Origin of the sequence: Parasphingomonas halimpatiens, from assembly GCF_036663795.1 — a bacterium.
In the GTDB taxonomy this organism is placed as follows: Bacteria; Pseudomonadota; Alphaproteobacteria; order Sphingomonadales; family Sphingomonadaceae; genus Sphingomonas.
Map to the genome: position 1 here is coordinate 46790 of NZ_JAXOJP010000019.1, position 25821 is coordinate 72610.

Consider the following 25821-nt stretch of genomic DNA (forward strand, 5'->3'; position numbering starts at 1 on the left):
GTAAACTAGCATCGTAATCTCAGCCTTCTCCCCAAACTGATGGATTTATATCCTTTCTAAGGTGGGCATGAGCGGCCTCGATGGCGTCAGTTGCCCATCTTAGGGCCTGCTGATAGTCATTTATGATGCGCGAGATCGTATTCGATACCGAAACCACCGGATTTAGTTTCGATGATGGTGACCGTTTGGTTGAAGTCGGCTGTATTGAGATCGTCAACTCGATTGAGACGGGGCGGACTTTTCACGCCTATTTTCATCCTGAGCGTGCGATGCCCGCCGAGGCGCAGCGCGTCCATGGATTGAGTGATGCCTTCCTATCAGATAAACCGCTGTTTGCTACGCAGGCCGATGCTTTGCTCGAGTTTCTCGGCGACGGCCCGCTAGTTGCACACAATGCGTCCTTTGATTTCAGCTTCCTCAATGGCGAACTGCAACGTTGCGGCCGCGCCAAGATCGATGCGGCGCGCATGATCGATACAATCGTTCTGGCCCGCACTCGCCATCCCGGCGCTAAGCATAGCCTTGATGCGCTCTGCGCGCGATACGGCATCGAGCGCAACCACCGTGTGCTACACGGCGCGTTGCTTGATGCCCAATTGCTCTCGCAAGTCTATGTCGCATTAAAACGCGACGTTCCCGAAACAGTCGAGCTCGCGTCAGATTTCCATGCGCTCGCTAGCAGTTTGGAAGAGGCAGCCGGTTCATTGTTACAGCTGCGGGATCTACTCGCTGTAATGAGCACGCGCACATCCTACGGGGAAATGGGTCACAATCTGCCATCACTAGCAATTTCTCGCAGCCAAACAGCGACATTGGAACAGGGCGCGGTTGCCACGATTGCAGCGTCAGCAGAATTGGCCAGCGATGAGCCACGATCAGTCGTACTCGCATTATGCTTGGCTTCAATAAAACGCGCCCTCAAGCTTGTTAAAGCTTTGATGAAATGGCTTCTCGAAAAGACAAATATCTTTGTGGATGAGGCGGCGAAAACCGCTGGCAAGGCGGTCGGTCCTAGCCTCGTTCTCTTGACAGCTGATTTGGCGGGACTGCTCAGACCCATAATCGAGGCGATACAGCATATTTTATTACACCGGTAGAGATTGCTTGAATAGAATTTAACACCTAACGAGCCCCCTGATTTTCCACCGGCAGCGATCTCAATCCCAGCTGTGATTTGTCCTCACCCATCCCCACCCCGCACGACTATCTTCCGCGTCTACTCATCGTAAATCACGTTGTTATCCGGCATCAGCGCCACCTCGGGCTTCCCATATTCGCCGCGCTCGAATACATTATTCAGCGCCTCCTGCGCTACCTTCCGCTGCCGCTCCGCCTCCTGCACAATCTACGTGAAGCGCCACGGCGCGTCCGCCTGCCCTCTACCGCGCGCCACCCCCCGCCCCACCGGCAACCTCCCCTACTCATCCTCCATGGCTCCCCCCCGTCCCACCCGGCCGCACCACCACCGACAGGCTCGACCGCGGATCCACGATGATCTCGCTCTCCCGCGTCGGCTTCGGCTCGCGCAACAGGCCCTGCCACTCGAACGCATTGTACAGCGTCACCTGCTCCTGCTTGGTCTGCCGCTCCGCCTCCTGCACGATCTGCGTGAAGCGCCACTGCGCGATGCGGCTGCCCGCCACCGCATTGCGGATCATCGCGCGCATCACCGCCTGGTGCGCCGGCAGCTCGATCGTCCGCCCGTCCTCCTCCACGCGCATCATGCGGTAAGCCTCGGCCAGGATCATCGCCCGCGTCGGCTCGTCCGCGCCGGGCAGGCGGTCGCCCGGCCCGCCGGTCGCGCGCTGCCGGCGCGGCCGGCCCGCCGGATTGCCCGACTGCCCTTTGCGGAACCGGTGCGGCCCGCGCGGCTGCGGCGCCCCGACCGCGATTTGCTGCCCCGGCGCCTCCTGCTCGGCCGCCTGCTGCTCCGCCACCGGCCCGGCGTCGCGCGCACGGCCAGATTCAACGCCTTCCTCGCTCATCATATTACCCTCGGCGATGTCTTGTCCGATTCGCCCTATCCGCGAGATTGCGCCGCGGTTGAATCACGCCGCGCGCCGCCGTCTTGTTACGGCGCTTGTTTTCTCTTGTTCCGCGAGAACAGGGAGCGCACCCCTTAACCCGCTGATCCGTCACGCTTCCCGCGCCACAAAACCGCGTCGATTCCACGCGCAAGAAAAATCGCAGCTTTACGTAAACGTGAAGCCGCGTGGTCGCATGCTGGCGCATGACGTGCGGGCAATTTCCCGCTACTTCGCCCCCATGTCCGCCCCCAAGTCAGATGGCGCCACCACCGCCCCCACCCCGATGATGGCGCAATATCACGCGCTCAAGGCCGAGGCCGGCGATTCCATGCTGTTCTACCGCATGGGCGATTTCTTCGAGCTGTTCTTCGACGATGCCCGGGCCGCCGCCGCCACGCTCGACATCGCGCTCACCGCGCGCGGTGAACATGGCGGCGTACCGATCCCGATGTGCGGCGTGCCGGTCCATGCCGCCGAAGGGTATCTCGCCCGGCTGATCAAGGCCGGCCACCGCGTCGCCATCGCCGAACAGACCGAAAGCCCCGAGGCCGCCCGCAAGGCGCGCGGCTCCAAGGCGCTGGTCAACCGCGCGATCATCCGCTTCGTCACCGCCGGCACGCTGACCGAGGAGGCTTTGCTCGACGCGCGCACCGCCAATTGGTGCGTCGCGATCGGCGAGGCGGCAGGCGGGGTCGCGATCGCCGCCGCCGACATCTCGACCGGCCGCTTCGAGGTGATCGAGGCCGACGCCGCCGGCCTCGCCGCCGAGCTCGCGCGGCTGAACCCGGCCGAGGTCATCGCCGCCGAAGACTCGGCGCATGCCGGCCACGCCACCGACGGCACGCGCCCGCGCGCCGATTTCGACAGCGGCGGCGCCGTCGATCGGCTCCACCGGCTCTACGGCGTCTCCACGCTCGACGGTTTCGGCAGCTTCAGCCGCGCCGCGCTCGCCGCCGCTGGCGGGCTGGTCGCCTATCTCGAACATGCCGCCAAGGGCGCCCTGCCCTTCCTGCGCCCGCCCCGCCTCGCCGCCGCAAGGGACGGGATAGCGATCGACGCCGCGACGCGCGAGAGCCTCGAGCTGACCCAGGCGAGCGGCGGCGGCCGCAAGGGCAGCCTGCTCGACGCGGTCGACCGCACCCTCACCGGCGCCGGCGCCCGCCTGCTCGCCGCCGATCTCGGCGCCCCGCTGATGGATATCGCGGCGATCGAGGCCCGGCTCGATCTCGTCGCGCTGTTCGTCGCCGATAGCGGCCTGCGCGAGTCCTTGCGCACCACGCTCCGCACCCTCCCCGACATCGGCCGCGCGCTGGGCCGCATCGCCGCCGGTAGGGGCTCGCCACGCGATCTCGGCCAACTCCGCGACGGCCTCGAAGGCGCGGAAGCCCTCACCGCCCGCTTAGCCCCTCCCCTTCAGGGGAGGGGTTGGGGTGGGGCAGTGCCGCAAACTCCGCAGGCGTTGGATTCGCGGAGAGGCCCCACCCCCATCCCCTCCCCTGAAGGGGAGGGGCGTGAGACTCACGCAACGCAGTCTGGTGTCGAACTCCTCGCCGACCTGATCCCCCAACTCCGCGGCCACACCCCGCTGATCGACCTCCTCCGCCGCGCGCTCGTCCCCATGCCGCCGATCGACGCCTCCGACGGCGGCTACATCGCCGAAGGCTATGACGCAGCACTCGACGACCTGCGCGATGCCGGCGCCGGCGGCCGCCGCGCCATCGCCGCGCTCGAGGCGAAGTACCGCGAGCAGACCGGCACGCCCTCGCTCAAGATCCGCCACAACGGCGTGCTCGGTTACCATATCGAGGTCGCCGCGCGCTTCGCCGATCCGCTGATGCGCCCCGACAGCGGCTTCACCCACCGCCAGACGCTCGCCGGCGTGGTGCGCTTCAACGCGCCCGAACTGCACGAGCATGCCATCAAGGTCAGCCAGGCCGGCGCGCACGCGCTCGCCGCCGAGGCCGCACATCTTGAAGACCTCACCGCCGCCGCGCTCGACCGGCGCGAGCCCATCGCCGCCACCGCCGACGCGCTCGCCCGGCTCGACGTCGCGGCGGGGCTGGCGGAACGCGCGATCGAGGGCGGCTGGACCCGCCCGTCGCTCTCGCCCGACGCCTGTTTCGAGGTCGAGGGCGGCCGCCACCCGGTGGTCGAGGCCGCGCTGGCGAAGAGCGGCCAGCGCTTCGTCGCCAATGACTGCACGCTGTCGGAGGCCTCGCGGTTGTGGCTCGTCACGGGTCCGAACATGGGCGGCAAGTCGACCTTCCTGCGCCAGAACGCGCTCATCGCCGTGCTTGCCCAGGCCGGCGCCTTCGTCCCCGCGACGCGCGCGAAGCTCGGCCTGGTCGATCGCCTGTTCAGCCGCGTCGGCGCGTCGGACAATCTCGCACGCGGCCGCTCGACCTTCATGGTCGAGATGGTCGAGACCGCCGCGATCCTGGCGCAAGCCACGCCGCAGAGCTTCGTCATCCTCGACGAGGTCGGTCGCGGCACCTCGACCTATGACGGGCTCGCCATCGCCTGGGCGGTGGTCGAGGCGATCCATGAGGACAATCGCTGCCGCTGCCTGTTCGCAACGCATTATCACGAGCTGACCCGCCTCGCCGAACGCTGCGACGCGCTGTCGCTCCACCATGTGAGAGCGCGCGAGTGGAAGGGCGAGCTCGTCCTGCTGCACGAGGTCAGCACCGGCCCCGCCGACCGCAGCTACGGCCTCGCCGTCGCCCGCCTCGCCGGCATGCCCCCCGCCACCGTCGCCCGCGCCAAGGCGGTGCTGGCCAAGCTCGAGGCCGGCCGCGAGAAGACCGGCGGCATCGCGGCCGGTCTCGACGACTTGCCCCTCTTCGCCGCGATGGCCGCGATCGAGGAGGAACAAGGCGACGCGATCCGCGCGGAGGTCGAGGGGCTCGACGTCGACGCCCTCACCCCGCGCGAGGCGCTCGAGGTGCTCTATCGGTTGAAGGCGCTGAGCCGTGAGGATTGAAGTGCTGCCTGACGGAAGCGCCGTGCTTTCCCTCTCCCCTTGTGGGAGCATCGGGTCGATTGTGCCCCCGGCACAATCTGAACAGCGCGGGGCGCTGTTCACCCGATGCTGGAGGGAGCCGCGCAGCGGCGGAAGGGTGAGGGGGACTCACGCGAACGTTCCGTTCTCGACTTCCCCTCATCCGGCCCTGCGGGCCACCTTCTCCCACAAGGGGAGAAGGAAGGTGGCATCACCCCGCGCGCAGATCGCCCGCGAACGCCGTGGCGGCGTCGGACAGCGCGGCCGACTGGCCGGAGATCGCCTCCGCCAGCCCGCTCAGCATCACCGCCAGCTCGCCGGCAAGCGCGGCGCCGGCGGCGACCTCCTGCAGGTCGCTCTCGACCGACTGGGCGCCATGCGCGGCCTGGTCGACCTCGGCATGGATCGCGTCGGTCGCGCCGCGTTGCTCGACGATCGTCGCCGCGATGTCGGTCGCACCGGCGACGATGCGGCCGACATCGTCGCCGATCGCGACGACCGACTGCGTCACCGCGGCGGTGCATTGCTCCATGTCGACCAGTCGCGCGGCGATGCTGGCGGCAGCGGCGCTCGCCTGCCCGGCCAGCGCCTTGACCTCGCCGGCGACGACCGCGAAGCCGGCCCCGGCCGCGCCGCTGCGCGCCGCCTCGATCAGCGCGTTGAGTGCGAGCACGTTGGTGCGCGCGGCGATGTCCTCGATCAGGCCGACGATCGTTGTCGCGGTGTTGCCATGCGTCGCCAGCGCGGCGGCGTGCTCGCGGGCGCGCGCGGCGGCGTGGGCGGCGTCCTCGGTCGCGGCGACCTGGCCATCGACCTCGCGACCGATCGCTCCGATCGCGTCGTGCATCTGCCTGGTGGCGGCCATCGCCCCGCTCATCGACCCCGCGACGATCACCGCGCGCTTGCTCACCGCGGTCACCCGCGCCTGGCCGAGCGCGCTCGACTGGGCGAGCTGCCCGGTCGACTCGCCGAGCCGCGCGACCACCGCGCCGAGCTTTGCGACCACGCCCATCACCTGGCTCTCGAAGCGCGCGGCATGTTCGGCCAGCGCGTCACGGCGGGCCTGCTCGGCGGCGGCGCGCGCCTCGTGCCGTGCTTCCTCCTCGCGCAACGCGAGTGCCTGGCGCGCGGCGAGCGCGGCGGCTTCCTCGGCGTGGCGCTGGCGTTCGAGCGCGCGGAGCTCGGCGCCCGCCTCGGTCCGTGCAGCGAACAGCTCGGCCTGACCGAGCATCAGCGTGGCGAGCATCGCGACGAAGCCGGCGATCGCCAGTGCGTAGAAGAGCGGGCTGGCGACGAGCGGCAACAGGTCGAAAACCAGCCGGAGCGCGACGACGCCCATGAAGGCGATCGCCACCTCGGGCATCAGCGCGAAGACCAGCCCGCCGGCGCACACCACCGCGACCGTCACGCACAGCAGCGCGATCTGGTCGACCGGCCCCAGCGCCACGGACAGCAAGGTGAGCAGCGCGAACCACGCAATGCCGATCGCGAGACCATAAGCGAGCAGCGCGACCTGCGCCTTGCGCGGATCCGGATAGGCGATGCGCGTGAAGCGGCTGCCGGGCAGCAGCAGGAACGACGCGGCGATCGCCGCCACCATCAGCGGCGTCGCGACCAGCAGCAGCGGGTTACCGAGCTTGAGCGCATAGATGCCGCTCAGGCCGAACGATGCCAGCAGATTGGGGATGGCGAAGCTGTGGATCACGCGCGTCGTCGCGGCGATCCGGTCGGGCAGGCTGTCGCGGTCGACGAACATCGTTCGCCACCGGTGCCAGAAGCCCCCTACCGCCGCCCGTACGTCCACGCTGTTCCCCTCACCAGCAACGGGAGGGTAGAGCGCAATGGTTAATCGAGCGTTGACCATGAAGCGCGGCGACCCGACCCGGGCCGCCGCCTCCATCACGCGTCACTCAGCGGCAGCGGATCTGCGCCGAGTTGCGGTCGAGCGCCTGGCCGGCGATCGCGCCGAGCGCGCCGCCCAGCAGCGTGCCGACCGCGCGGCTGTGACCGCCGTCGATCACATTGCCGAGAATGCCACCGCCGACCGCGCCGAGCACCAGCCCGGTCGTGCCGTCGTTGCGCTTGCAGTAATAGCGCCCGTCGGTGCCGCGATAGATGCGGTCGTCGTTGGACAGCGTCCGCTCCTGATAGTTCGGGCCGGGGCGATAATAGCGCGAGGCGTCATAGCCGCTCTCGTCGCGGTCATCGATCAGATAACCCTGCTGCGGCGGCTGGCGCGAGTCGTAATAGCCGCCGCCACCGCGATTGGCCGCGCGCGCCTGCTGGTAGCGATCGAATTCCTGCTGGAACAGCGACAGCTCGTTCTGGAACCGGCGCTGCGCCGCGTCGAACCGCGCATCGTCGCGCGCGCTCTGCGCGAACGACGGGCTGGCCAGCGCCATGCAGCCGGTGGCCACGATCGTGGCGAGAGTGGTGAAACGCTTCATCATCATATCCTCCTGTGGATCGGCACGCCAACGTCCGAACGCGGCACTTCGTTGCATGTCCGTCCTGAACATGCCTTGACTGGCTTATCTTGCCGCAACCGCGTCGGGCCCGGTCCAGGTCCAGCCGCTGATCTTCCAGCCCGCTTCGCCCTTGTGCAACGAAAAGGCGAACTGCGCGGTCTCGGTCATCGCGACGCCCTTCTGCCTGAAGCGATAGACCGCCGGCACAACGACATAGGCGTCGGCGCCGGTGACCAGCTCACGCGTCGGGTCGCTGATCGTCACGCTCTGGTCGGTGATACCCTTTGCCCTGGAATCCGCCGCCAGCGCCGCGAGCCAGCCGTCGAATGCCCCGGCGCCGCTCCAGCGATAGGGCGCAACCTCGTCGATGATCGCCACGTCCCTGTCGTGCGTCGCAGCGGCGGCGGGCACGTCGCCCTTGTTGAAGCTGGCGACGAACGTCCTGATCGGCGCCTCGACCGCGGCGTCCTTCGCCAGCGCCGGCAGTGGCAGCGCCGCGCAGGCCAGGCCGGTCAATGCTATCGCAAGTCCTCGCATCTATTCTCTCCCCCGCGCGTCGCTCGCGCTGTTACGAACCTATCATGCACCCGTAACGATTGCATCCGCCGGGGTGACCCCCGCCCCCAGAGGAACTGACCCGCCACCATGCCCGCGCGCTTCGACACCCTGCCGCACCGCCGCGCGATCATCGATCGCCGCACCCTTGCCGACGCGCTCGCCGCGATCGAGGGCGGGGACACCGCGACGCTGCGCCGCGCCGCCACCGTCCAGCTCAAGGCCGCGCTCGACGCCGGCCGCGCCGAGATCGCGCGCCGGCTGGTCGAGCACCCGTCGCGCGGGATCGAGGCCGCTGCCGGCCAGGCCTTTCTGATCGACCAGATCCTGCGCCTGCTGTTCGACTTCGCTACCCAGCGGCTTCACCGCAACAGCAACCGCACCACCGCCGAGCGGCTGACGCTCATCGCGGTCGGCGGTTATGGCCGCGGCGAGATGGCGCCCTATTCCGATGTCGACATCGCCTTCCTCACGCCGTGGAAGCAGACCGGCTGGGCCGAGCAGGTGATCGAGTCGATGCTCTATGCGCTGTGGGATCTCGGGCTCAAGATCGGCCATAGCAGCCGCTCGCTCGACGAGATGGTGCGCCAGGCCAAGAGCGACATCACGATCCGCACCGCGTTGCTCGAGGCGCGCTACGTGTGGGGCGACCAGTCGCTCTACGACGAGGCCGCCGCGCGCTTCCGCAAGGAGGTGCAGGCGGGCACCACCCGCGCCTTCATCGCCGACAAGCTCGCCGAGCGCGAGGCACGCCACCACAAGATGGGCGACAGCCGCTATGTCGTCGAGCCCAACGTCAAGGAGGGCAAGGGCGGGCTGCGCGATCTCCATACTTTGTTCTGGATCGGCAAGGACGCCTATAACGTCTCCGATCCCGCAGAGCTGGTCGATGTCGGGCTGCTCACCCCGATCGAATATCGCCAGTTCCACCGCGCCGAGAACTTTCTCTGGGCGGTGCGCTGCCACCTGCACATGCTCGCCGGACGCGGCGAGGACCGGCTGACCTTCGACCTGCAGCGCGAGCTCGCCGACCGCATGCGCTTCGCCGATCGTCCCGGCAAATCGCGCGTCGAGCGCTTCATGCAATTCTACTTCCTCCAGGCCAAGACCGTCGGAAATCTCAGCGGCGTGTTCCTCGCGCATCTCGACGAGAAGTTCGCCGCGCGCGGCCGCCGCTTCAACCTGCCGACCTTCCGCCGCAGCCCGCGCCGGCTCAACGGCTTCGTGCTCGACCGCGGCCGCCTCGCGCTGCCCGACGACGATTTTCTCGCCAAGAACCCGGTGCGGCTGATCGAGATGTTCGCGCTGGCCGACAGGAACGAGATCGAGATCCACCCGCTCGCGCTGCGCGCCGCCGCGCGCGACGCCAAGCTGGTCGACGATTATCGCCGCGACCCCGAGGCCAACGCGCTGTTCATGGAGGTGCTGACCTCGCCGCGCCAGCCCGATACCGTGCTGCGCTGGATGAATGAGACCGGCGTGTTCGGCCGCTTCGTGCCTGATTTCGGCCGCGTCGTCGCGCAGATGCAGTTCGACATGTACCATCACTACACCGTCGACGAGCACAGCATCCGTGCGATCGGCTTGCTCAGCCGGATCGAGAAGGGCGAGCTCGACACCGACCATCCGCTGTCGAGCGCGATCATGAAGCAGATCGTGTCGCGCCGCGCGCTCTATGTCGCGGTGTTGCTCCACGACATCGCCAAGGGGCGTGGCGGCGACCATTCGGTGCTCGGCGCCGAGGTCGCGACCAAGCTCGGCCCGCGCTTCGGGCTGACCCCGGCCGAGACCGAGACCGTCGCCTGGCTGGTGCGCTTCCACCTGCTGATGTCGGCGACCGCGTTCAAGCGCGACCTGTCGGACTTCAAGACGATCCTCGATTTCTGCGAGGCGGTGCAGAGCCCGGAACGGCTGCGCATGCTGCTGGTGCTGACCGTGGTCGATATCCGCGCGGTCGGGCCCGGCGTGTGGAACGGCTGGAAGCGCCAGCTGCTCTCCGACCTCTACGAATCCGCCGAGGAAGTGCTGCGGCTCGGCCACAAGCAGAAGGGCCGCGCCGACCGCATCGCCCTGAAGCAGGAGACGTTGCAGGCCGTGCTCGGCTGGGACGACGATCGCTTCGCCCGTTTCGTCAAGCGCCTGCCCGAACCCTATTGGATCGCCGAGCCCGACGACGTGCTCGCGCACAATGCCCGGCTGATCGACGGCGCGGGCGACACGCCGCTGTCGATCGCGGCGATCGTCTATCCCGAGCGCGGCGCGACTTTGGTGACGATCTACGCCGCCGACCATCCCGGGCTGTTCTACCGCATCGCCGGCGCGATCAACATTGCGGGCGGCAACATCATCGACGCGCACATCCACACCACGCGCGACGGGATGGCGCTCGACAATTTCCTCGTCCAGGATCCGCTCGGCCGCCCGTTCGACGATGCCGGCCAGCTGACGCGGCTGAAGCAGGCGATCGAGGATGCGCTGGCCAATCGCGGCAAGCTCGCCGACCGGCTGAAGGCCAAGCCGCTGCCGCGCGCGCGCGCCGAGGCGTTCACGATCGAGCCCAATGTGCTGATCGACAACCGCGCCTCGAACCGCTTCACGGTGATCGAGGTCAATGCGCGCGACCGGCCCGCGCTGCTCAACCGGCTGGCGCACACGCTGTTCCAGTCGCGCGTGACGATCCATTCGGCGCATGTCGCGACCTATGGCGAACGCGCCGTCGATACCTTCTATCTAACCGACCTGACCGGCGATAAGATTTCCGACGGCACCCGACTCAAGGGCATCGAGCGCCGCCTGCTGGCGGCGGCAGCCGGCGAGGCGATCGACAAGGCGGCCTGAACGGGAGTGAGACGATGCCGGTAAACGGAATTGGCGGACTGTTCTTTCGCGCACACGACCCCGAGGCGCTGTCGACCTGGTATCGCGAGCATCTCGGCGTCGGCGGCGGTTGTGCCGCCGAAGGCGCCGGCGAGCCCGACGAATGGTCGTGGATGACGTTGGGTGGCCCGGTGGTGTTCGCGCCGTTCAAGGCGACGACGGATTACTGGAAAGCCGAGCACGCCTTCATGCTCAATCTGCGCGTCACCGAGATCGACGCGCTGCTGGCGAGCCTGACCGCCGCCGGGATCGAGGTCGAGACGCGGCCCGAATGGGACGACCCGCAGGCCGGCCGCTTCGCGCGGATCCATGATCCGGAGGGTAACCCGATCGAGTTGTGGCAGCCGCCGGTATAGGTGATTTGATCGCGGCATTGGCCGGGGATCAGTTGGAATTTTGTAAAGCGGGGTCTTGCGGATCAGCAATGTTGCCCCTCCCCTTCAGGGGAGGGGTTGGGGTGGGGCTTCTCCCCGAGCGCTGCGCTTGCGGCACGGCCCCACCCCCAACCCCTCCCCTGAAGGGGAGGGGCTTAAGGAGGCGCGCTGGTTCGCAATGTGCGACAGTGAGAAAGAACGCACGTCGGTATGACGGTCGAAATCCTACATTGAAAGTGCCGATTTCGACCGGACCCGCGATTTTCGGCCTGTCGCGCGCGCGGTCCGATCCCATGGAACATCGCTCCCAACCGCCCCACCTGAACAACATTCGTTTCGTCACATAACTTTCATCGAAACGCCGCGAATCCGTCGCCGAGAATCGATACCGCACCGCAACAATCCATAAAAACAAAGGGTCGTTGTGATGCGTGGTACCTTCTCGCTTGCGTTTGCAGGCGTTCTTCTTGGCTGTTCCTCGTCGACGGCGCTCGCCCAGTCGGTGGCCTCCCCATCGTCAATCGCGCCGGATGCGCCCGAAGCGCAGGGCGGCGACATCATCGTGACGGCGCAGAAGCGCGAGCAGAAGCTGCAGGACGTGCCGATCACGGTCTCGGCACTGACCGGCGCGCGGATGCAGGAACTCGGCGTCAATTCGCTCGCCGAGGTGGCGTTGTTCGTGCCCGGCCTGCGCATCCAGGAGCAGAGCGACAACAACCCCGGTTTCGTGATCCGCGGCATCACCTCGGACAGCGGCTCGTCGCAGCAGGGCGCGCGCGTTTCGCTCTATTATAACGGCGTCGACATCTCGCGGACGCGCGGTGCCTATCAGGACCTGTACGATCTCGAGCGGATCGAGGTGGTGAAGGGGCCGCAGGCGACGCTGTTCGGCACCGCATCGGCGGTCGGCGCGGTCAACATCATCTCGGCGCCGCCGCGTGCGGGCACCTCGGCCGGGCTCACCGCCTCTTATGGCAATTATCACCGCGCGCAGGTTTCCGGCTTCATCAATGCCGGCAACGATACGCTGTCGGGGCGGCTCGCCTTTGCCTACAAATATCATGACGGCTTCGTCCGCAACATTGCCGGCGACCCCAATGTGCCCAACCAGAACCAGGGCAAGATCAACCAGGACGACCTCAACGGGCAGGACCAACGCGGCGTGCGCGGCTCGCTGCGCTGGACGCCGAGCAACGCGATCACCGCCAGCCTGGTGCTGACCTATGACGGGCAGCGCAACCCGGGCACGGCGTTCCGCTCGCGCGCGCTGGCGCCGACCGGCGGCAATTTCGGCGACTATAGCTATGCCGAACTGTCGGGCTCGCCGTACAGCGCGCAGGTGCTCGGCGCGGCCAAGCTCGGGCTGAAGCGCGATGTGTACGATGCCAATTTCACGCTGACCGCGCAGCTTGCGCCGGGCGTCACCTTCACCACGGTCAACGGCTATCGCAAGTTCAACAGCAACGAGGTGTTCGACGCCGATGGCAGCCCGGCCTGGTATCTCGAATTCGCCGAGGATGCGCGCGGCGACCAGTGGAGCCATGAAGGCCGCTTCAACTTCACCGGCGAGCATTACCGCGCCTCGTTCGGCTGGAACGCGTTCTTCGAGAACAATTTGCAGCGCGTGCCCTTCTCGACCGAAGAAGGCACCTATCTCGCCTGCTCGGTCAGCCCGTCCTTCGCCGCGATCCGCTCGATCCTGGCGGCAAACGGCGTGTCTGGGTGCGTTGCGCCGAACGGCACGGTGACCGGCGCCAAGGCGACGGCGGTGCTGACGGGCGGTGCGGCGACGCAGATCCCCTATCAGTCGGTGTTCACCAATTACGGCACCAACGACACCTATTCGGTGTTCGCCGATGGCACCTGGATACCGACGCCGCGGCTCGAGATCACCGCCGGTGCACGCCTGCTGATCGAGCAGCGCAAGTCGGGCTATAGCTCGGTCCAGCCCAATTCGACGATCCTCGCCGGACTGGGGGTGAAGACCAGCCTTCTGGGCGTCGCCAACACCAATGCCGTGATCTTCACCGCGCAGAAGAGCTTCACCGGGGTGCTGCCACGCTTCAACGTCCTGTATCGGCTGACCGACCATGTGAACGTCTATGCCACGATCAGCAAAGGCCGCCGCTCGCCGGTAGTGCAGCTCTCGGCGACGACCGCGAGCGGGGTGGTGGTGCCCGCGCTGCAAGTCGTGCCCGAGGAAGTGGTGTGGAATTACGAAGCCGGCATCAAGGGCAAGGTCGGCCCGCTGAGCGGATCGATCGGCATGTTCTACCAGGCGTATAACGGCTTCCAGGTCTCGGTGACCAACAATGGCGTGACCACGACGCAGAGCGCCGGCAAGGCGCACAACCCGGGCGTTGAGGTCGAGGCGAACCTGCGCGTCAACCCGCTGCTCCAGCTGTTCGGCAACTTTGCCTATGTCGACGGCAAGATCGCCAGCAATGCCAGCTACGGCGTCTATTCGGGCGCGCAGTTCCGCCTGCAGCCGAAATACAGCGCCTCGGGCGGCGCGATGCTGCGCGTGCCGGTGGCGGGGATGACCTTCTATGCCACGCCGTCGGCGACGTATCAGAGCAAGGTGTATTTCGAGCTGCCCAACCAGGAGGCGATCAGCCAGGGGGCTTATGTGCTGGTCAATGCGCGCGCCGGGGTCGAACTCGCGGACGGGCGCTATGCGATCGGCGGCTTCGCGCGCAACCTGCTCAACCGCCGCTATCTGATCGATGCCGGCAACACCGGCGGCGGCTTTGGCGTGCCGTCATACATCGTCGGCGAGCCGCGGGTTTACGGGATCGAGGTTAGCGGGAAGTTCTGATTGGTTAGGGGGGGGCTGGCTGGGGCGCCCTTAGACTAGCCCCTCCCCTTCAGGAGTTGGGGGTCGGTCATGCCCCCGGCATGACCTGAACGGCGCGGGGCGCCGTTCACCCGCAGCTGGGTTGGGGTGGGGCCTCTCCATGAACGCCGCGCATGCGGCACCGCCCCACCCCCAACCCCTCCCCTGAAGGGGAGGGGCTTAAGGCAGTCATGCCGAACTCCGGCATCCACCCATCGTCGGGCGCCGGAGCTCGCGGCACGGTGGATCCCGGAACAAGTCCGGGATGACGGGCAAATTTCTTTTTGGTAGAACCGCAGGAAAGGCGGGCGGTGGATGCACCGCCCGGCCCCGCGAGCGTTACTTCGGCGACAGCACCATGAGCATCTGCCGGCCTTCCATGCGCGGATAGGCCTCGACCTTGGCGGTTTCGGCGGTGTCGGCCTGGACGCGCTGCAGCAGGATCATGCCGAGCTGGCCGTGGCTGAGCTCGCGACCGCGGAAGCGCAGCGTCACCTTGACCTTGTCGCCGTCACCGATGAACTCGATGATCTTCTTCATCTTGGTGTCATAGTCGTGGTCGTCGATGTTCGGACGCATCTTGATCTCCTTGATCTCCTGCGTCTTCTGCGACTTGCGCGCGAGGTTGGCCTTTTTCTGCGCCTCGTATTTGAACTTGCCCACGTCGAGGAACTTGGCGACGGGCGGATCGGCGTTGGGCGACACTTCGACGAGGTCGAGCCCGAGCGCCTTGGCCTGCTCCATGGCCTCGCGGGTGTACATCACCCCGAGATTCTCACCCTCATGATCGATCACGCGAACCTTGGGCGAAACAATGAATTCGTTGAAGCGAGGGCCGTTCATCGGCGGCGCCTGGCGGGTCATGGGAGGACGGATAGGTGAAGCTCCTGAGTCTGTTGTCGGGGCGATATAGGGATTATTGCGGCGAAACGAAAGGTGGTCGTTAAACCCCTCTCGTCGTCCGCCGGGGCACGGCCTTCATGCGTCGGACGGGCTGGCGCAAATTCCCTTCTCCCCCTGTGGGAGAAGGTGCCCCGAAGGGGCGGATGAGGGGGAGTCCGGAACGAAACATCCGCGTTACTCCCCCTCACCCTTCCCATCGCTTCGCGATGGGCCCCTTCCCTCTCCCACAAGGGGAGAGGGAGTTCAGGCGAGATCCGGCGCCAACGCCGCGGTCTTCAGTTGCGCGATGACGTCGTCGAGCGACAGGATCTGCTGGCGGTCCGAGCCAAGCTGGCGCAGCGCGACGGTGCCCTCATCGGCCTCGCGCTTGCCGACGACGAGCAGGTTGGGGACCTTGGCCAGCGAGTGCTCGCGCACCTTGTAGTTGATCTTCTCGTTGCGCAGGTCGGTGTCGACGCGGATGCCGGCCGCGGCGAGCTTCGCCATGACCTCGCGGGCATAGTCGTCGGCGTCGGACACGATCGTCGCGACGACCGCCTGGACCGGCGCCAGCCACAGCGGGAAGCGCCCGGCATGGTGTTCGATCAGGATGCCGATGAAGCGCTCGAAGGTGCCGAGGATCGCGCGGTGGAGCATCACCGGGCGGTGGCGCTGGCCATCCTCGCCGACATAGGACGCGTCGAGCCGATCGGGCAGCACCGTGTCGGCCTGGATCGTGCCGCACTGCCAGGTCCGGCCGATCGCATCGGTGAGGTGGAATTCGAGCTTGGGCGCGTAGAAGGCGCCCTCGCCCGGCAGTTCCTCCCAGCCGAAATCGGGGGTATCGCGCCCGGCCGCCTTGACCGCGTCGCGCAGATTCTGCTCGGCGGTGTCCCACATCGCGTCGGAGCCGAAACGATTGTCGGGGCGCAGCGCGAGCTTGATGGCGTATTTCTCGAAGCCGAGATCGCGATAGATGCCGTCGAGCAGGTCGCAGAAGGAGCGCACCTCCTCGATCAGCTGATCCTCGCGCACGAAGATGTGCGCATCGTCCTGGGTGAACTGGCGGACGCGCATGATGCCGTGCAGCGCGCCATGCGGCTCGTTGCGGTGGCAGCAGCCGAACTCGGCCATGCGGATCGGCAGGTCGCGATAGCTCTTGATGCCCTGCTTGAAGATGAGGATGTGCGCCGGGCAGTTCATCGGCTTCAAGGCCATCAGGTCGCTCTTGCCCGACAGGATCGGCGCCGCATCATCGACGCTGGGGATCTCGTCGGGGACGACGAACATGTTCTCGCGATATTTGCCCCAATGGCCCGACTGCTCCCACTGACGCGCGTCCATCAGCTGCGGGGTCTTGACCTCGACATAACCGGCGCCGTCGAGCTTGCGGCGCATATAGGCCTCGAGCGCGCGCCACACGAGATAACCCTTGGGGTGCCAGAAGACCGAGCCCTGCGCCTCGGACTGGAGGTGGAACAAGTCCATCTCCTGGCCGATCTTGCGATGGTCGCGCTTGCCTGCCTCTTCCAGCCGGAAGAGATGCGCGTCGAGCTGCTTCTTGTTGAGCCAGCCGGTGCCGTAGATGCGGCTGAGCATCGCGTTGTTCTGGTCGCCGCGCCAATAGGCGCCCGAGACGCGCGTCAGCTTGAAGGCTTGCGGATCGAGCTTGCCGGTCGAGGCGAGATGCGGGCCGCCGCACATGTCGAACCAGCTGCCGGCGCGGTACACCGTCAGTTCCTCGCCCGCGGGCAGTTCGGCGGCCCATTCGGCCTTGAAGGTCTCGCCCTGGTTGCGCCACGCGCTGATCAGGTCCTCGCGCGACCAGACCTCGCGGACGAGCGGCTCGTTGCGGGCGATAATGGCGCGCATCTCGGCCTCGATCGCGGGCAGGTCTTCCTCGGTGAAGGGGCGATCCTTCGGGGCGAAGTCGTAATAGAAGCCGTCGTCGGTCGACGGGCCGAAGGTGATCTGCGTGCCGGGGAAAAGGTTCTGCACCGCCTCGGCGAGGATATGCGCGAAATCGTGGCGGGCGAGTTCGAGCGCGTCGGCCTCGTCGCGCGAGGTGACGAGCGCGAGATCGGCATTGCCCTCGAACGGGCGGTTGATGTCGCGCAGATCGCCATCGACGCGCGCGGCGATCGCCGCCTTGGCGAGCCCCGGCCCGATCGCCGCGGCAATGTCCGCCGGGGTAGTCCCCGGGGCTACCTCGCGGACGGAACCGTCGGGCAGCGTGATGCGGAACAAGGCGGACATGATGGAACGGGTACTTTCTGTGGCAGGTGGAACCGCGCGGCTTATGCCCGCGTGCTTCCCATATAGGCAAGCCGCGTCGCAAGGCGAGCCGTCAAACCCGATGGTGTTGCGACAACCAACCGCTATTCGCTTTTTCCGGATTGTTCATTTCTTCCCGACTAACAACGTCGTCAGGAGCGTGTTTATGAAAGTACCGAGAGTCGCCAGCGGCATCCTGGCTTTCATCGCGCTGGTGCTGGTCGCAACGCCTGCCGCAGCGAAGAAGCTTGACGAGCCGCAAGAGGTAATCTGCGTGACGGTCAAGCATTTATGGGCAGGCAATGGCGAAGATGTCGCGAACATCGCGTCGGCACCTGTGCCGGAGAGCTATCGCCGGACATTTCTCGGCGGCGGTTGCGGTCGCTTCTCGCTCGATGAAGCGGGACTGATAGATTGGCACCTGGCCTTTGGCGACGAAGCGAGCACGACCGCCGCGCTCGCCTTTCTCGCGCAACATATGGGTGGCGCGGGTGGGAGCCTTGCCGGCCTCGACGCAAAGTTGTTGGCGGCGCGCCGGGCGGTGCAGCCCGATATCGATAAGGTGCGTCGCACGATCCAGCGCGGCGGGCACGGCGCTCTTGAGACCGCCATGCGGGAATTCTACCTCCGCCCTGCGGTCGTGCGCTTGCTGGCGCTCGTCGATCTGCACAAGGACGAGAGCTTTCTCGCCACGCAATATCTCCGTGCAGCGCAATTCTATGGATCACCCCGCCTTCTTGAACAGGCGCGTTCACATTTCGTCGCAGTACAGGCCGTATGGCGCGCGATGGGCACCTTGGCGTTTTACGACAAGGCACGCGATGGCGACGTTCTTCGGCTGCAGATCGACGGACGGAGACAGACCGATGCGGATGATTCCGACATGGCGATGGCCGTGACGACCGCGCAGCTGTCAGGCGACGAACTGGAAATATACCGGGCGGATGCACGGCTCCGCGCGCACTTCCAGCCCGCGTTCGAGACCGCTGCCAGGGAAGGTTACCGGCATGGCGAGGAGCTTTGCGACATCGGCGACCGGGACGATTTGAAAGACTTTGCGAAGACCTGCAGCGACGATAACGAATTCGAAATTGAGGCTGCCAATTATTGGTATCGGCGCGCGCAACTCGATCTTGTGACGGTTAGAAACGTGGCAGGCTGCCCTGCCGATGTCGGGGCTACGACCAATATGCTCGACAGTTTCTCCGCCGCTCTGCTCTTCATCGACGCAAAGGAAAAGCACAACGAGGGCAACTGGAGCTTGCGACGCTACGATGCCCAGTCGAGCGCAAAGGCAGCGCTTTACATAGCCCGCGCGGACACCAAATTGCGCTTAGCGCTTTGCCAGCCTCCCAACACCAGTGGATCGATGAGCATCTCGCAGAACCTGCAAGAAGTGCTCAACGACCTCGTAGTCGCCGAAGCATTAGTCCCTCCGTCAGAGGCGCCCAGCCGCTTTCGCCAGATCGGCGAACTTTACCTGAAAACTTATGATCGACTCGTCGTGGCGGAACGCGCGTCCGGCGAAACGAGACCGCTCTATGCGCCGATCGTCCGGAAAGCAGCTTATTTCCGGAGCGTGATTGACCGCCTCGCCGACATCGCTACCGCGCATTGATCCAATACCCGGCGCGATATGGCCGGACAAGCCATGTTGACGGAACACCGCCGCGACACAGTGGTTTTTGCAGTGCCCGCAGGGCGGGTGCTCATGTGCCCGACTGGTCTTGGTGCTGGGGGACGACATGGTAACGGAATCGAACAAGGCGCCGCGCGCCGCTCGTGCCGCGCCGGTGGCGGCGGCGGGCGTGCGGACGCGGCAGCTGTGGCTGACCGTGACGATCATGCTGCTGGCGCTGTGGATCGCGCTGCCGTTCCTGACGCCGATCGCCTGGGCGACGGTGCTGGCGATCGCCGAATGGCCGCTTTATCGCCGCGCGCTGCGGCGCCTGCCCGACCGGCCCGGGCTGGTCGCGGTCGGCTTTACCGTCGCAACGGCGTTGCTGGTGATCCTGCCGCTGTCGCTCGCCGCGGTGACGCTGGCCGAGGAAAGCCAGGGCGCGCTCGACTGGCTCAAGCATGCACAGCAGTTCGGCATCGCCGCGCCGCCGTGGCTCGCCGGGCTGCCGCTGGTCGGCGCGCGGGCGAGCGGGTGGTGGCAGGCGCATGTCGCGTCGCCGCAGGCCGCCAATATGCTGCTCGGCAGCCTGAGCGCCTCGTCGATCCTCGGCTGGACGCGGACGGTGGGCGGCGAGGTTGCGCGTGAATCGGCGCTGTTCCTGATCACGCTCGTCGTGCTGGCGACGTTGCTGGGGCGCGGCGAATGGATCGGGGCACAGGTCAAGGCTATGACGCTGCGGATGTTCGGCGATTTCGGCGAGGATTTCATGCTGCGGATGACCGGCGCGGTGCGTGCGACGGTCAACGGCACCTTGCTGGTGTCGGTCGGCGAAGGCGCGCTGATCGGGCTGGGTTATGCCGTGGCCGGGGTGCCGCAGCCGTTGCTGTTCGCGACCTTCACGATCGTGCTGGCGCTGGTGCCGTTCGGCGCATGGGCGGCCTTCGGGCTGGCCAGCCTGATCCTGATCGGCAGCGGCAGCGTGCTGGCGGGCGCGTTGCTGTTCGCCTTTGCCGTGGTGGTGATGACGATCGGCGACAATGTCGTGCAGCCGATGATGATCGGCAGTGCGGTCGAACTGCCCTTCCTGCTGGCGATGATCGGCGCCTTTGGCGGGCTGGCGGCACTGGGGCTGGTCGGGCTTTTCGTCGGGCCGGTGGTGATGGCCGCGCTGCTGCTGGTGTGCCGCGAATGGGTGACAGAGCCGGCACCGGCCCTGCGCCCGCGCCGCGCCCGGGTGGTGCGGCGATGATCGCGACGATGACCGAGCTCGACCGCGTGCGGCGCGACTGCCGGCGGATGGTGACGCGGCGCGCGCTGGCGGCGGCCGGGGCGACGGTGGTGCCGATCCCCGGCGCCGACCTGGTCGCCGACATCGGCCTGTTGGCGAACATGCTGCCGCGCATCAGCCAGGCGTTCGAACTCGACCATGACAGCGTCGAGAAGCTCGACCCCGAAATTGCCGAGAAGGTGTTCGTGTTCGCGGCGAGCCTGGGCAATAATGTGATCGGGCGGTTCGTGACGCGCAAGGTCGCAATCGGGCTTTTGCGGCGGATCGGCGTGCGCGTCGTGTCGGCGTCGGCGGCGCGTTATATTCCGCTGATCGGATCGGCCTTTGCCGCCTCGGTGAGCTTCGGGGCGATGAAGCTGGCGGGCAATGCGCATATCGAGGATTGCTATCGCACGGCGCGGTCGCTGCTGCCGGCGGACGGGCATGAGTGACCTGACCGTGGTGCGATCGATGGTTCGCTTGCTGGTGATCGGCGCGGCGTGTCTCGGCGTCGCGGGGTGCCACCGCGTGCCGCGCGTGGCGCCGCCGCGCGCGACCGACGTCATCGCGGTGCCGCCGCAGACCTCGATCATCACCGTGCCGGTGACGGCCGATCTCGACCAGCTGCGCGTCGCGCTCGAGCGCGCGGTGCCGCGCCGGCTATGGGCAATCGACCAGCCCGGCGAGACCTGCGTCGCGTCGAAGCAGGTCAAGATCCTGTTCGCGAAGATCAAGACGCCGACGATCACCTGCCGCATCGTCGGCGTCGTGACGCGCGGGCCGCTCGCTTTGTCGGGGTCGGGGCAGAATATCTTCGTGACGATGCCGCTGCATGCGGTGGTCAGCGCAGAGGATATCGGCGGCATCCTGAAGCGCGAGACCGCCACGGCCGACGCGCATGTCCGCGTGGTGGTGAAGCTCGATGTTGCGCCCGACTGGTCGCCGCGCGGCAGCATCGCGATCGCCTATGACTGGACCGACGCGCCGCATATCGACTTTCTCGGCCAGCGGATCGAATTCACCGGCAAGGCCGATGCGAAGCTGAAGGGCGTGATTGCGGGGCTCGAGCGCACGCTGCCGCGCGAACTCGCCAAGCTGCATTTTCGCGAGCAGGTGGCGCATGCCTGGGCCTCGGCCTTCACCTCGATCGAGCTCAACGAGGCCAATCCGCCGGTGTGGATGCGGATCACGCCGCAGACGCTGAACTATGGCGGTTACACCGTCAGCGGGCGGACGCTGACGCTGCGGCTGGGGATGAAGGCGGGGACCGAGACATTCGTCGGGCCGCAGCCGGCCGATCCGAAGCCGACGCCCCTGCCCGCGGTATCAAGAACCGCGACCTCGCCGGGCGAGATCCTGTTCGCGATTCCCGTCATCGCCGATTATCGCGAGCTGGAGCCGGTGCTGGCGAAGGCGCTGGCCAAACGTTCGGCGCGGCCGTTCGCGGTGCCGGGGATCGGGCCGGTCACTGCGCAGTTCGGCAAGGTGACGATCTATGGCACCGCGGGTGGCAAGATTGCGGTCGGGCTGGAATTCAGCGCGGCGACGCCGGGCGGCACGCCGTCGCGCGGCACGGTGTGGCTGACGGCGAAGCCGATCAACGCGGTCGACAGCCGGCGTGTGTCGTTCACCGAGCTGTCGGTTGCCGGCGTGACCGATTCGGTGCGCACCGGGCTGTTGATCAAGCTGGCCAATACGCCTGGCCTGTCGGATACGATCGCCGATGCGCTGACGCAGAATTTCAGCAAGGATTATGACGGGCTGCTCGGCAAGGTCGCGCAGGCGATCGCGGAGAAAAGGCTCGGCGACCTGCTGATCCGCGCGCATATCACGCATGTGCGGACCGGGCAGCTCAAGGCGGCGGGCCAGGGGCTGTATCTGCCGGTGTGGGGCCAGGGGACGGCGTCGATCGTGCTGGCGGGGCAGCCCTAGCCACGGACGCGACAACTTTGGTCAGGCACGATTAAGGTCGCGGCCCGCTTTCATGCCCGCGTCATCGCCCCGACACGCGCGGCATGACAGGGGCCGTGACAATGAAATCTGCGCGCATGTCTTGTCTTTCGCACTGCAGCATTGCGGGCTAGGCGGTTCGACGATGCGGGCTGCGCTAACTTCCCTGCGAGAGCGGCTGCCCGACCGGTTGCGCGGCCGCGCCGTGGCGATGGTGCTGGCGATCGCGATCGAACTGCTGGTCGTGGCAGCGCTGCTGACGCTGGGCCATTATCAGCGTGAGGTCCAGAAGCGCGACGAGAAGCTCGCCACCTTCCAGGTGCTGCCCGAGGCCAAGCCGGCGCCGCGCCCGGCGTCGCGCGCGACGAAGGTGACCAAGGTCAAGCATGACAGCGGGGGTGCCGCGCCGAAGTCGCCGACGCAGGATACGCCCGCGACGCCCGAGCCCAAGCCCGAAACGCCGCTCTTCATTCCGCTGAGCAAGGACGAGATGGCCGCCGCCGATATCGGCCATATGGCATCGGCCAGCGGCAACGATGCCGGCGATGGCCGCTCGACCGGTCGCGACAGCGGCGCGGCGTACGGCCCCGGCGAAGGCCCGGGCGGCGAGCGGCTGTTCAATGCCGAATGGGAGCGCGAGCCGACCCGCGCCGAAATGGTGACCTATATGCCGGCGGGCGTCGAGACCGGCTGGGGCATGGTGGCGTGCAAGACGATCCCCGGCAACCGCGTCGAGAATTGCCGCTCGATCGGCGAATCGCCGGGCTCGGGCCTGTCGCGGATGCTGCGCCTCGCGGCCTGGCAATTCCGCGTGCGGCCGCCACGGATCGGCGGCAAGCCGCAGATCGGCGCCTGGGTGCGGATCAAGTTCGACCTGATCCGCGGCGTGGTGAAGTAGCGACGTCGCGATGAGCGGCGCTCAGTCCCGCAGCGTCGCCTCGAGCAGCACCAGCGACGGATCGCCCTCATAGGTTCGGGCGGTGAAGCCCATTTCGCGTTCGAGCTCGATCGCGGCGTGGTTCTCGTGGCTTTCGATCGAGCAGAGCTTGCGGATGCCCTTGGCCTTGGCCTGGCGCGCGACATGGTCGAGCAGCGCCCAGCCGATGCCGCGCCCGCGCACGTCATGGCGGATCGAGATCGCGACCTCGGCAGTGTCGAGCTTCTCATCGGCGGCGAGCAGAGCATTTGCGACGATCGTCTCGCCATCGGCCTCGAACACGACGAAGTCCTCGGTCTTGCCGTGATCGACATGCGTCATCTCGGCGATGCGCGCCTCGGGCACCTTGCTCATCCCGCTGAGGAAGCGGAAGCGCAAATCGTCGGACGAGACGCCGGCGAAGAAGGTGGCGAGCGCCGCCTCGTCGCCGACCCGGACCGGGCGGACGTGGCAGACATAGCCGCTGCGCGTGGTGAGTTCGGTCGTCCCGGTCGCCGCGTCGGGGCGGGAAATCTCATCGAGCTTCATGTCGGTCGCCTTTTCGTCTGTGCCGCGTCGCGGCAGGACCATGCCGTGCACCGCGCGCGACCGTGCCGGTATCGGTATTGTTACGCGGTTCGCCGGGCCCGCCACTCCCCGGCCAGACCGGGCTGTGCTAGCGGCCAGTGGTCATGAGCGCCGACGTTATCGCGAAGGATCGGGCAGCCTTTGTGCGGCCGCGCCACCTGCCGGGGGTGGAACTGGTGTCGGTCGCCTATCGCCGCCGCACCTTTCCGACGCATTTGCACCCCGAATATGTCGTCGGCACGGTCGAGGCGGGCGCGGAGGAATTGTGCGTCGGCGGCGTCGGCCATGTCGTCGCGCGCGGCGACGTGTTGCGGCTGCACCCGGGCGAGCCGCATGCCAATCGGTGCATCGGCGACGCGACGCTGCGCTACCGCGTCTTCTACCTGCCCGAAGAGAGCATCGCACCCTATCTGCGCGATGGCCGGCCGCTCGCTTTTGCGGGCCCGGTGGCGCGCGACGCGCGGCTCGCGGCACAGGTGGCGGCGACGCATGAGATGCTGTGCGCGGACGGCAGCGGCCCGCTGGAGCAGCAGAGCGCGCTGCTCGCGCTGATCGACGCGCTGGCCAGCGATGGCGCCGTCGCACCGCCGGCGGCGGGTAGCGCTGCGGCGATCGCGCGGGCGCGCGACCATATCGACCGGCATTTCGCCGAGGGTTTCAGCCTCGCCGCGCTCGCGGCGGTCGCCGGGCTGAGCGTATTTCATCTCGCGCACAGTTTTCGCGCGGCGACGGGATTCAGCCCCCTCGCCTATCGCAACCAGCGCCGGGTGATCGCAGCGCGGCGCATGTTGCGCGAGGGCGGCGAGATCGCCGATGTCGCGGCGGCGGTGGGCTATGCCGACCAGAGCCATCTGACGCGGCAGTTCCAGCGCATCGTCGGCGCCTCGCCGGGGCGTTACGCACAGCAATAGCGTTCAATCCTTGCCGCTGCGGCGCGGCTAGACGCGCCGGCAGCAAGAGCGGGAGTGCGGCATGCGTTACATTGGGGCGATAATGATGGCGGTGCTGGCGAGCAGCGCTAGCGGTGCGGCGGCGCCGGACAGTATGTCGGCGACGGATTATCGCGCCGACGCGGGCGAGATCGCCGCGCTGATCGCGGCCAATTATGCGTATCTCGACGACCTGCCCGGCGGCGCGGTGCCGACATCGCCGATGCTGACCGCCGAGCGCGACGCGGTGCACGACCGCGATTCGCTGCTGCGCTATGCCGAGGACATGGTCACCGCGCTGGCCGATCATCACGCCATGACCGGCAGCTCGTTCAAGGACGATTGGGCGATCGTGCCGAGCTATGCCGATCTGTGGGTCGTCAAGCGCGGCGACGCTTACATCATCGACGCGGTGAAGCCGGACACGCCGGCGGCGCGTGCCGGGATCGTCGCCGGCGAACGGCTGGTCGCGGTGGACGGCGTGGTCATCGACCGCGCGGTGGCGGCGTTCTGGGATCGGCTCGGGCTGGCGCCGGTCGGCGAGCGCGCGCCGTTCGCCGCGCGCGTGCTGGCGGCAGGGCGGCGCGACCGCGGCCGGACGCTGGCGACGCGCGACGGGAAGGCGCGTGTCGTGACGCTCGCCAGCCTCTATGTCGGACAGGTGGATCGGCCGCCGTTGCGCGTGATGCCGGGGAAGAACGGCGCGGTGACGATCGTGTTCAACAATGCGCTGGGCGACGACGCGACCATCACCGCGTTCGACGCGGCGATGGCGAAGATCGCGCCGCGCGCCGCCGTGACGCTCGACCTGACCGACACGCCGAGCGGCGGCACGACCAGCATCGCGCGCGCTGTGATGGGCTGGTTCGTCACGCGGCCGATGGCGTACCAGGTGCACAATTTGCCGGCCGAGGCGCGCGAGACGGGAATCGCGCGGCAATGGATCGAGCAGGTGCTGCCGCGCGCGGGCAAATATCATCCCGGCCCGGTCAGCGTGCGCGTCGGGCGCTGGACCGGGAGCCTCGGCGAAGGGCTGGCGATCGGCTTCGCCGCGCTGGGCAAGCCGGTGTGCGGCACGGCGATGGCCCGGCTGAAGGGCGCGGTCTATGATTTCGACCTGACGCACAGCCGGCTGCGGTTGAAGTTTCCGGCCGAGCGGCTCTACACGATAACCGGGCAACCGCGCGAGAAGGTGGTGCTGCGACGCTGTGTCGGATAGCGGCTCCCCCTGACCCGGCCGACTGCCGCCCGCAGGT

18 protein-coding genes and 1 pseudogene are annotated in these 25821 nt (G+C 67.3%); 12 read left to right on the plus strand and 7 right to left on the minus strand.

What is annotated here, in order from left to right:
• Positions 1-125: 125 nt before the first annotated feature.
• Positions 126-623, plus strand: a pseudogene (gene dnaQ, locus U1839_RS17565) (DNA polymerase III subunit epsilon); the annotation flags it as partial.
• A gap of 798 nt (positions 624-1421) precedes the next feature.
• Here the strand turns inward: dnaQ and U1839_RS17570 are convergent.
• Positions 1422-1985, minus strand: a complete 564-nt coding sequence (locus U1839_RS17570) for a DUF5681 domain-containing protein (RefSeq protein ID WP_332804886.1) — start codon at positions 1983-1985, stop codon at positions 1422-1424.
• A 325-nt stretch (positions 1986-2310) separates the two neighbouring features.
• Here U1839_RS17570 and mutS point away from each other — a divergent pair, with 325 nt between their 5' ends.
• Entirely contained in the window at positions 2311-5010 is a 2700-nt protein-coding gene (mutS, locus tag U1839_RS17575; RefSeq protein ID WP_332804919.1) for a DNA mismatch repair protein MutS, read from the plus strand.
• 229 nt (positions 5011-5239) lie between these two features.
• Here mutS and U1839_RS17580 read toward each other — a convergent pair whose 3' ends face one another.
• The 3 genes from U1839_RS17580 to U1839_RS17590 all read right to left on the minus strand — a co-directional run bounded on the left by U1839_RS17580 (position 5240) and on the right by U1839_RS17590 (position 8033).
• Positions 5240-6832 (minus strand): methyl-accepting chemotaxis protein, encoded by a 1593-nt coding sequence (locus U1839_RS17580; RefSeq protein WP_332804887.1) that lies wholly within the window; start codon positions 6830-6832, stop codon positions 5240-5242.
• 106 nt (positions 6833-6938) lie between these two features.
• Positions 6939-7475 (minus strand): glycine zipper 2TM domain-containing protein, encoded by a 537-nt coding sequence (locus U1839_RS17585; RefSeq protein ID WP_332804888.1) that lies wholly within the window; start codon positions 7473-7475, stop codon positions 6939-6941.
• A gap of 84 nt (positions 7476-7559) precedes the next feature.
• Complete coding sequence (locus U1839_RS17590) at positions 7560-8033, minus strand: hypothetical protein (protein WP_332804889.1); 474 nt, start codon at positions 8031-8033, stop codon at positions 7560-7562.
• A 108-nt stretch (positions 8034-8141) separates the two neighbouring features.
• Here U1839_RS17590 and U1839_RS17595 point away from each other — a divergent pair, with 108 nt between their 5' ends.
• The 3 genes from U1839_RS17595 to U1839_RS17605 all read left to right on the plus strand — a co-directional run bounded on the left by U1839_RS17595 (position 8142) and on the right by U1839_RS17605 (position 14120).
• Complete coding sequence (locus U1839_RS17595; protein ID WP_332804890.1) at positions 8142-10889, plus strand: [protein-PII] uridylyltransferase; 2748 nt, start codon at positions 8142-8144, stop codon at positions 10887-10889.
• Positions 10890-10903: 14 nt separating this feature from the next.
• The gene (locus U1839_RS17600) at positions 10904-11284 is read left to right on the plus strand and encodes a VOC family protein (protein ID WP_332804891.1); all 381 of its coding nucleotides are present in this window, start codon (positions 10904-10906) and stop codon (positions 11282-11284) included.
• 445 nt (positions 11285-11729) lie between these two features.
• On the plus strand, positions 11730-14120 hold the full coding sequence (locus U1839_RS17605; protein ID WP_332804892.1) for a TonB-dependent receptor: 2391 nt from the start codon (positions 11730-11732) through the stop codon (positions 14118-14120).
• 357 nt (positions 14121-14477) lie between these two features.
• Here U1839_RS17605 and infC read toward each other — a convergent pair whose 3' ends face one another.
• Together infC and thrS are read right to left on the minus strand one after the other, a co-directional pair.
• The gene (gene infC, locus U1839_RS17610) at positions 14478-15002 is read right to left on the minus strand and encodes a translation initiation factor IF-3 (protein WP_332804893.1); all 525 of its coding nucleotides are present in this window, start codon (positions 15000-15002) and stop codon (positions 14478-14480) included.
• Positions 15003-15284: 282 nt separating this feature from the next.
• A complete protein-coding gene (thrS, locus tag U1839_RS17615) occupies positions 15285-17276 on the minus strand; it encodes a threonine--tRNA ligase (RefSeq protein ID WP_332804894.1) in 1992 nt (663 codons plus the stop codon).
• A gap of 1 nt (position 17277) precedes the next feature.
• On the opposite strand from thrS, the gene U1839_RS17620 reads away from it, so the two are divergent.
• The 5 genes from U1839_RS17620 to U1839_RS17640 all read left to right on the plus strand — a co-directional run bounded on the left by U1839_RS17620 (position 17278) and on the right by U1839_RS17640 (position 23030).
• A complete protein-coding gene (locus U1839_RS17620) occupies positions 17278-18912 on the plus strand; it encodes a hypothetical protein (RefSeq protein WP_332804895.1) in 1635 nt (544 codons plus the stop codon).
• Between the two features lie 127 nt (positions 18913-19039).
• The gene (locus tag U1839_RS17625; RefSeq protein WP_332804896.1) at positions 19040-20164 is read left to right on the plus strand and encodes an AI-2E family transporter; all 1125 of its coding nucleotides are present in this window, start codon (positions 19040-19042) and stop codon (positions 20162-20164) included.
• A complete protein-coding gene (locus U1839_RS17630; protein ID WP_332804897.1) occupies positions 20161-20634 on the plus strand; it encodes a hypothetical protein in 474 nt (157 codons plus the stop codon). Before U1839_RS17625 ends, U1839_RS17630 begins: the two co-directional genes overlap by 4 nt.
• Positions 20627-22114: a DUF4403 family protein gene (locus tag U1839_RS17635; RefSeq protein ID WP_332804898.1), complete on the plus strand. Its 1488-nt coding sequence runs from the start codon at positions 20627-20629 to the stop codon at positions 22112-22114. Before U1839_RS17630 ends, U1839_RS17635 begins: the two co-directional genes overlap by 8 nt.
• Before the next feature lie 163 nt (positions 22115-22277).
• On the plus strand, positions 22278-23030 hold the full coding sequence (locus U1839_RS17640; RefSeq protein ID WP_332804899.1) for a hypothetical protein: 753 nt from the start codon (positions 22278-22280) through the stop codon (positions 23028-23030).
• Between the two features lie 21 nt (positions 23031-23051).
• Here U1839_RS17640 and U1839_RS17645 read toward each other — a convergent pair whose 3' ends face one another.
• The gene (locus U1839_RS17645) at positions 23052-23639 is read right to left on the minus strand and encodes a GNAT family N-acetyltransferase (RefSeq protein WP_332804900.1); all 588 of its coding nucleotides are present in this window, start codon (positions 23637-23639) and stop codon (positions 23052-23054) included.
• Positions 23640-23740: 101 nt separating this feature from the next.
• Here U1839_RS17645 and U1839_RS17650 point away from each other — a divergent pair, with 101 nt between their 5' ends.
• A complete protein-coding gene (locus U1839_RS17650) occupies positions 23741-24547 on the plus strand; it encodes an AraC family transcriptional regulator (protein ID WP_332804901.1) in 807 nt (268 codons plus the stop codon).
• A 61-nt stretch (positions 24548-24608) separates the two neighbouring features.
• Entirely contained in the window at positions 24609-25784 is a 1176-nt protein-coding gene (locus tag U1839_RS17655) for a S41 family peptidase (RefSeq protein ID WP_332804902.1), read from the plus strand.
• Positions 25785-25821: the final 37 nt, after the last annotated feature.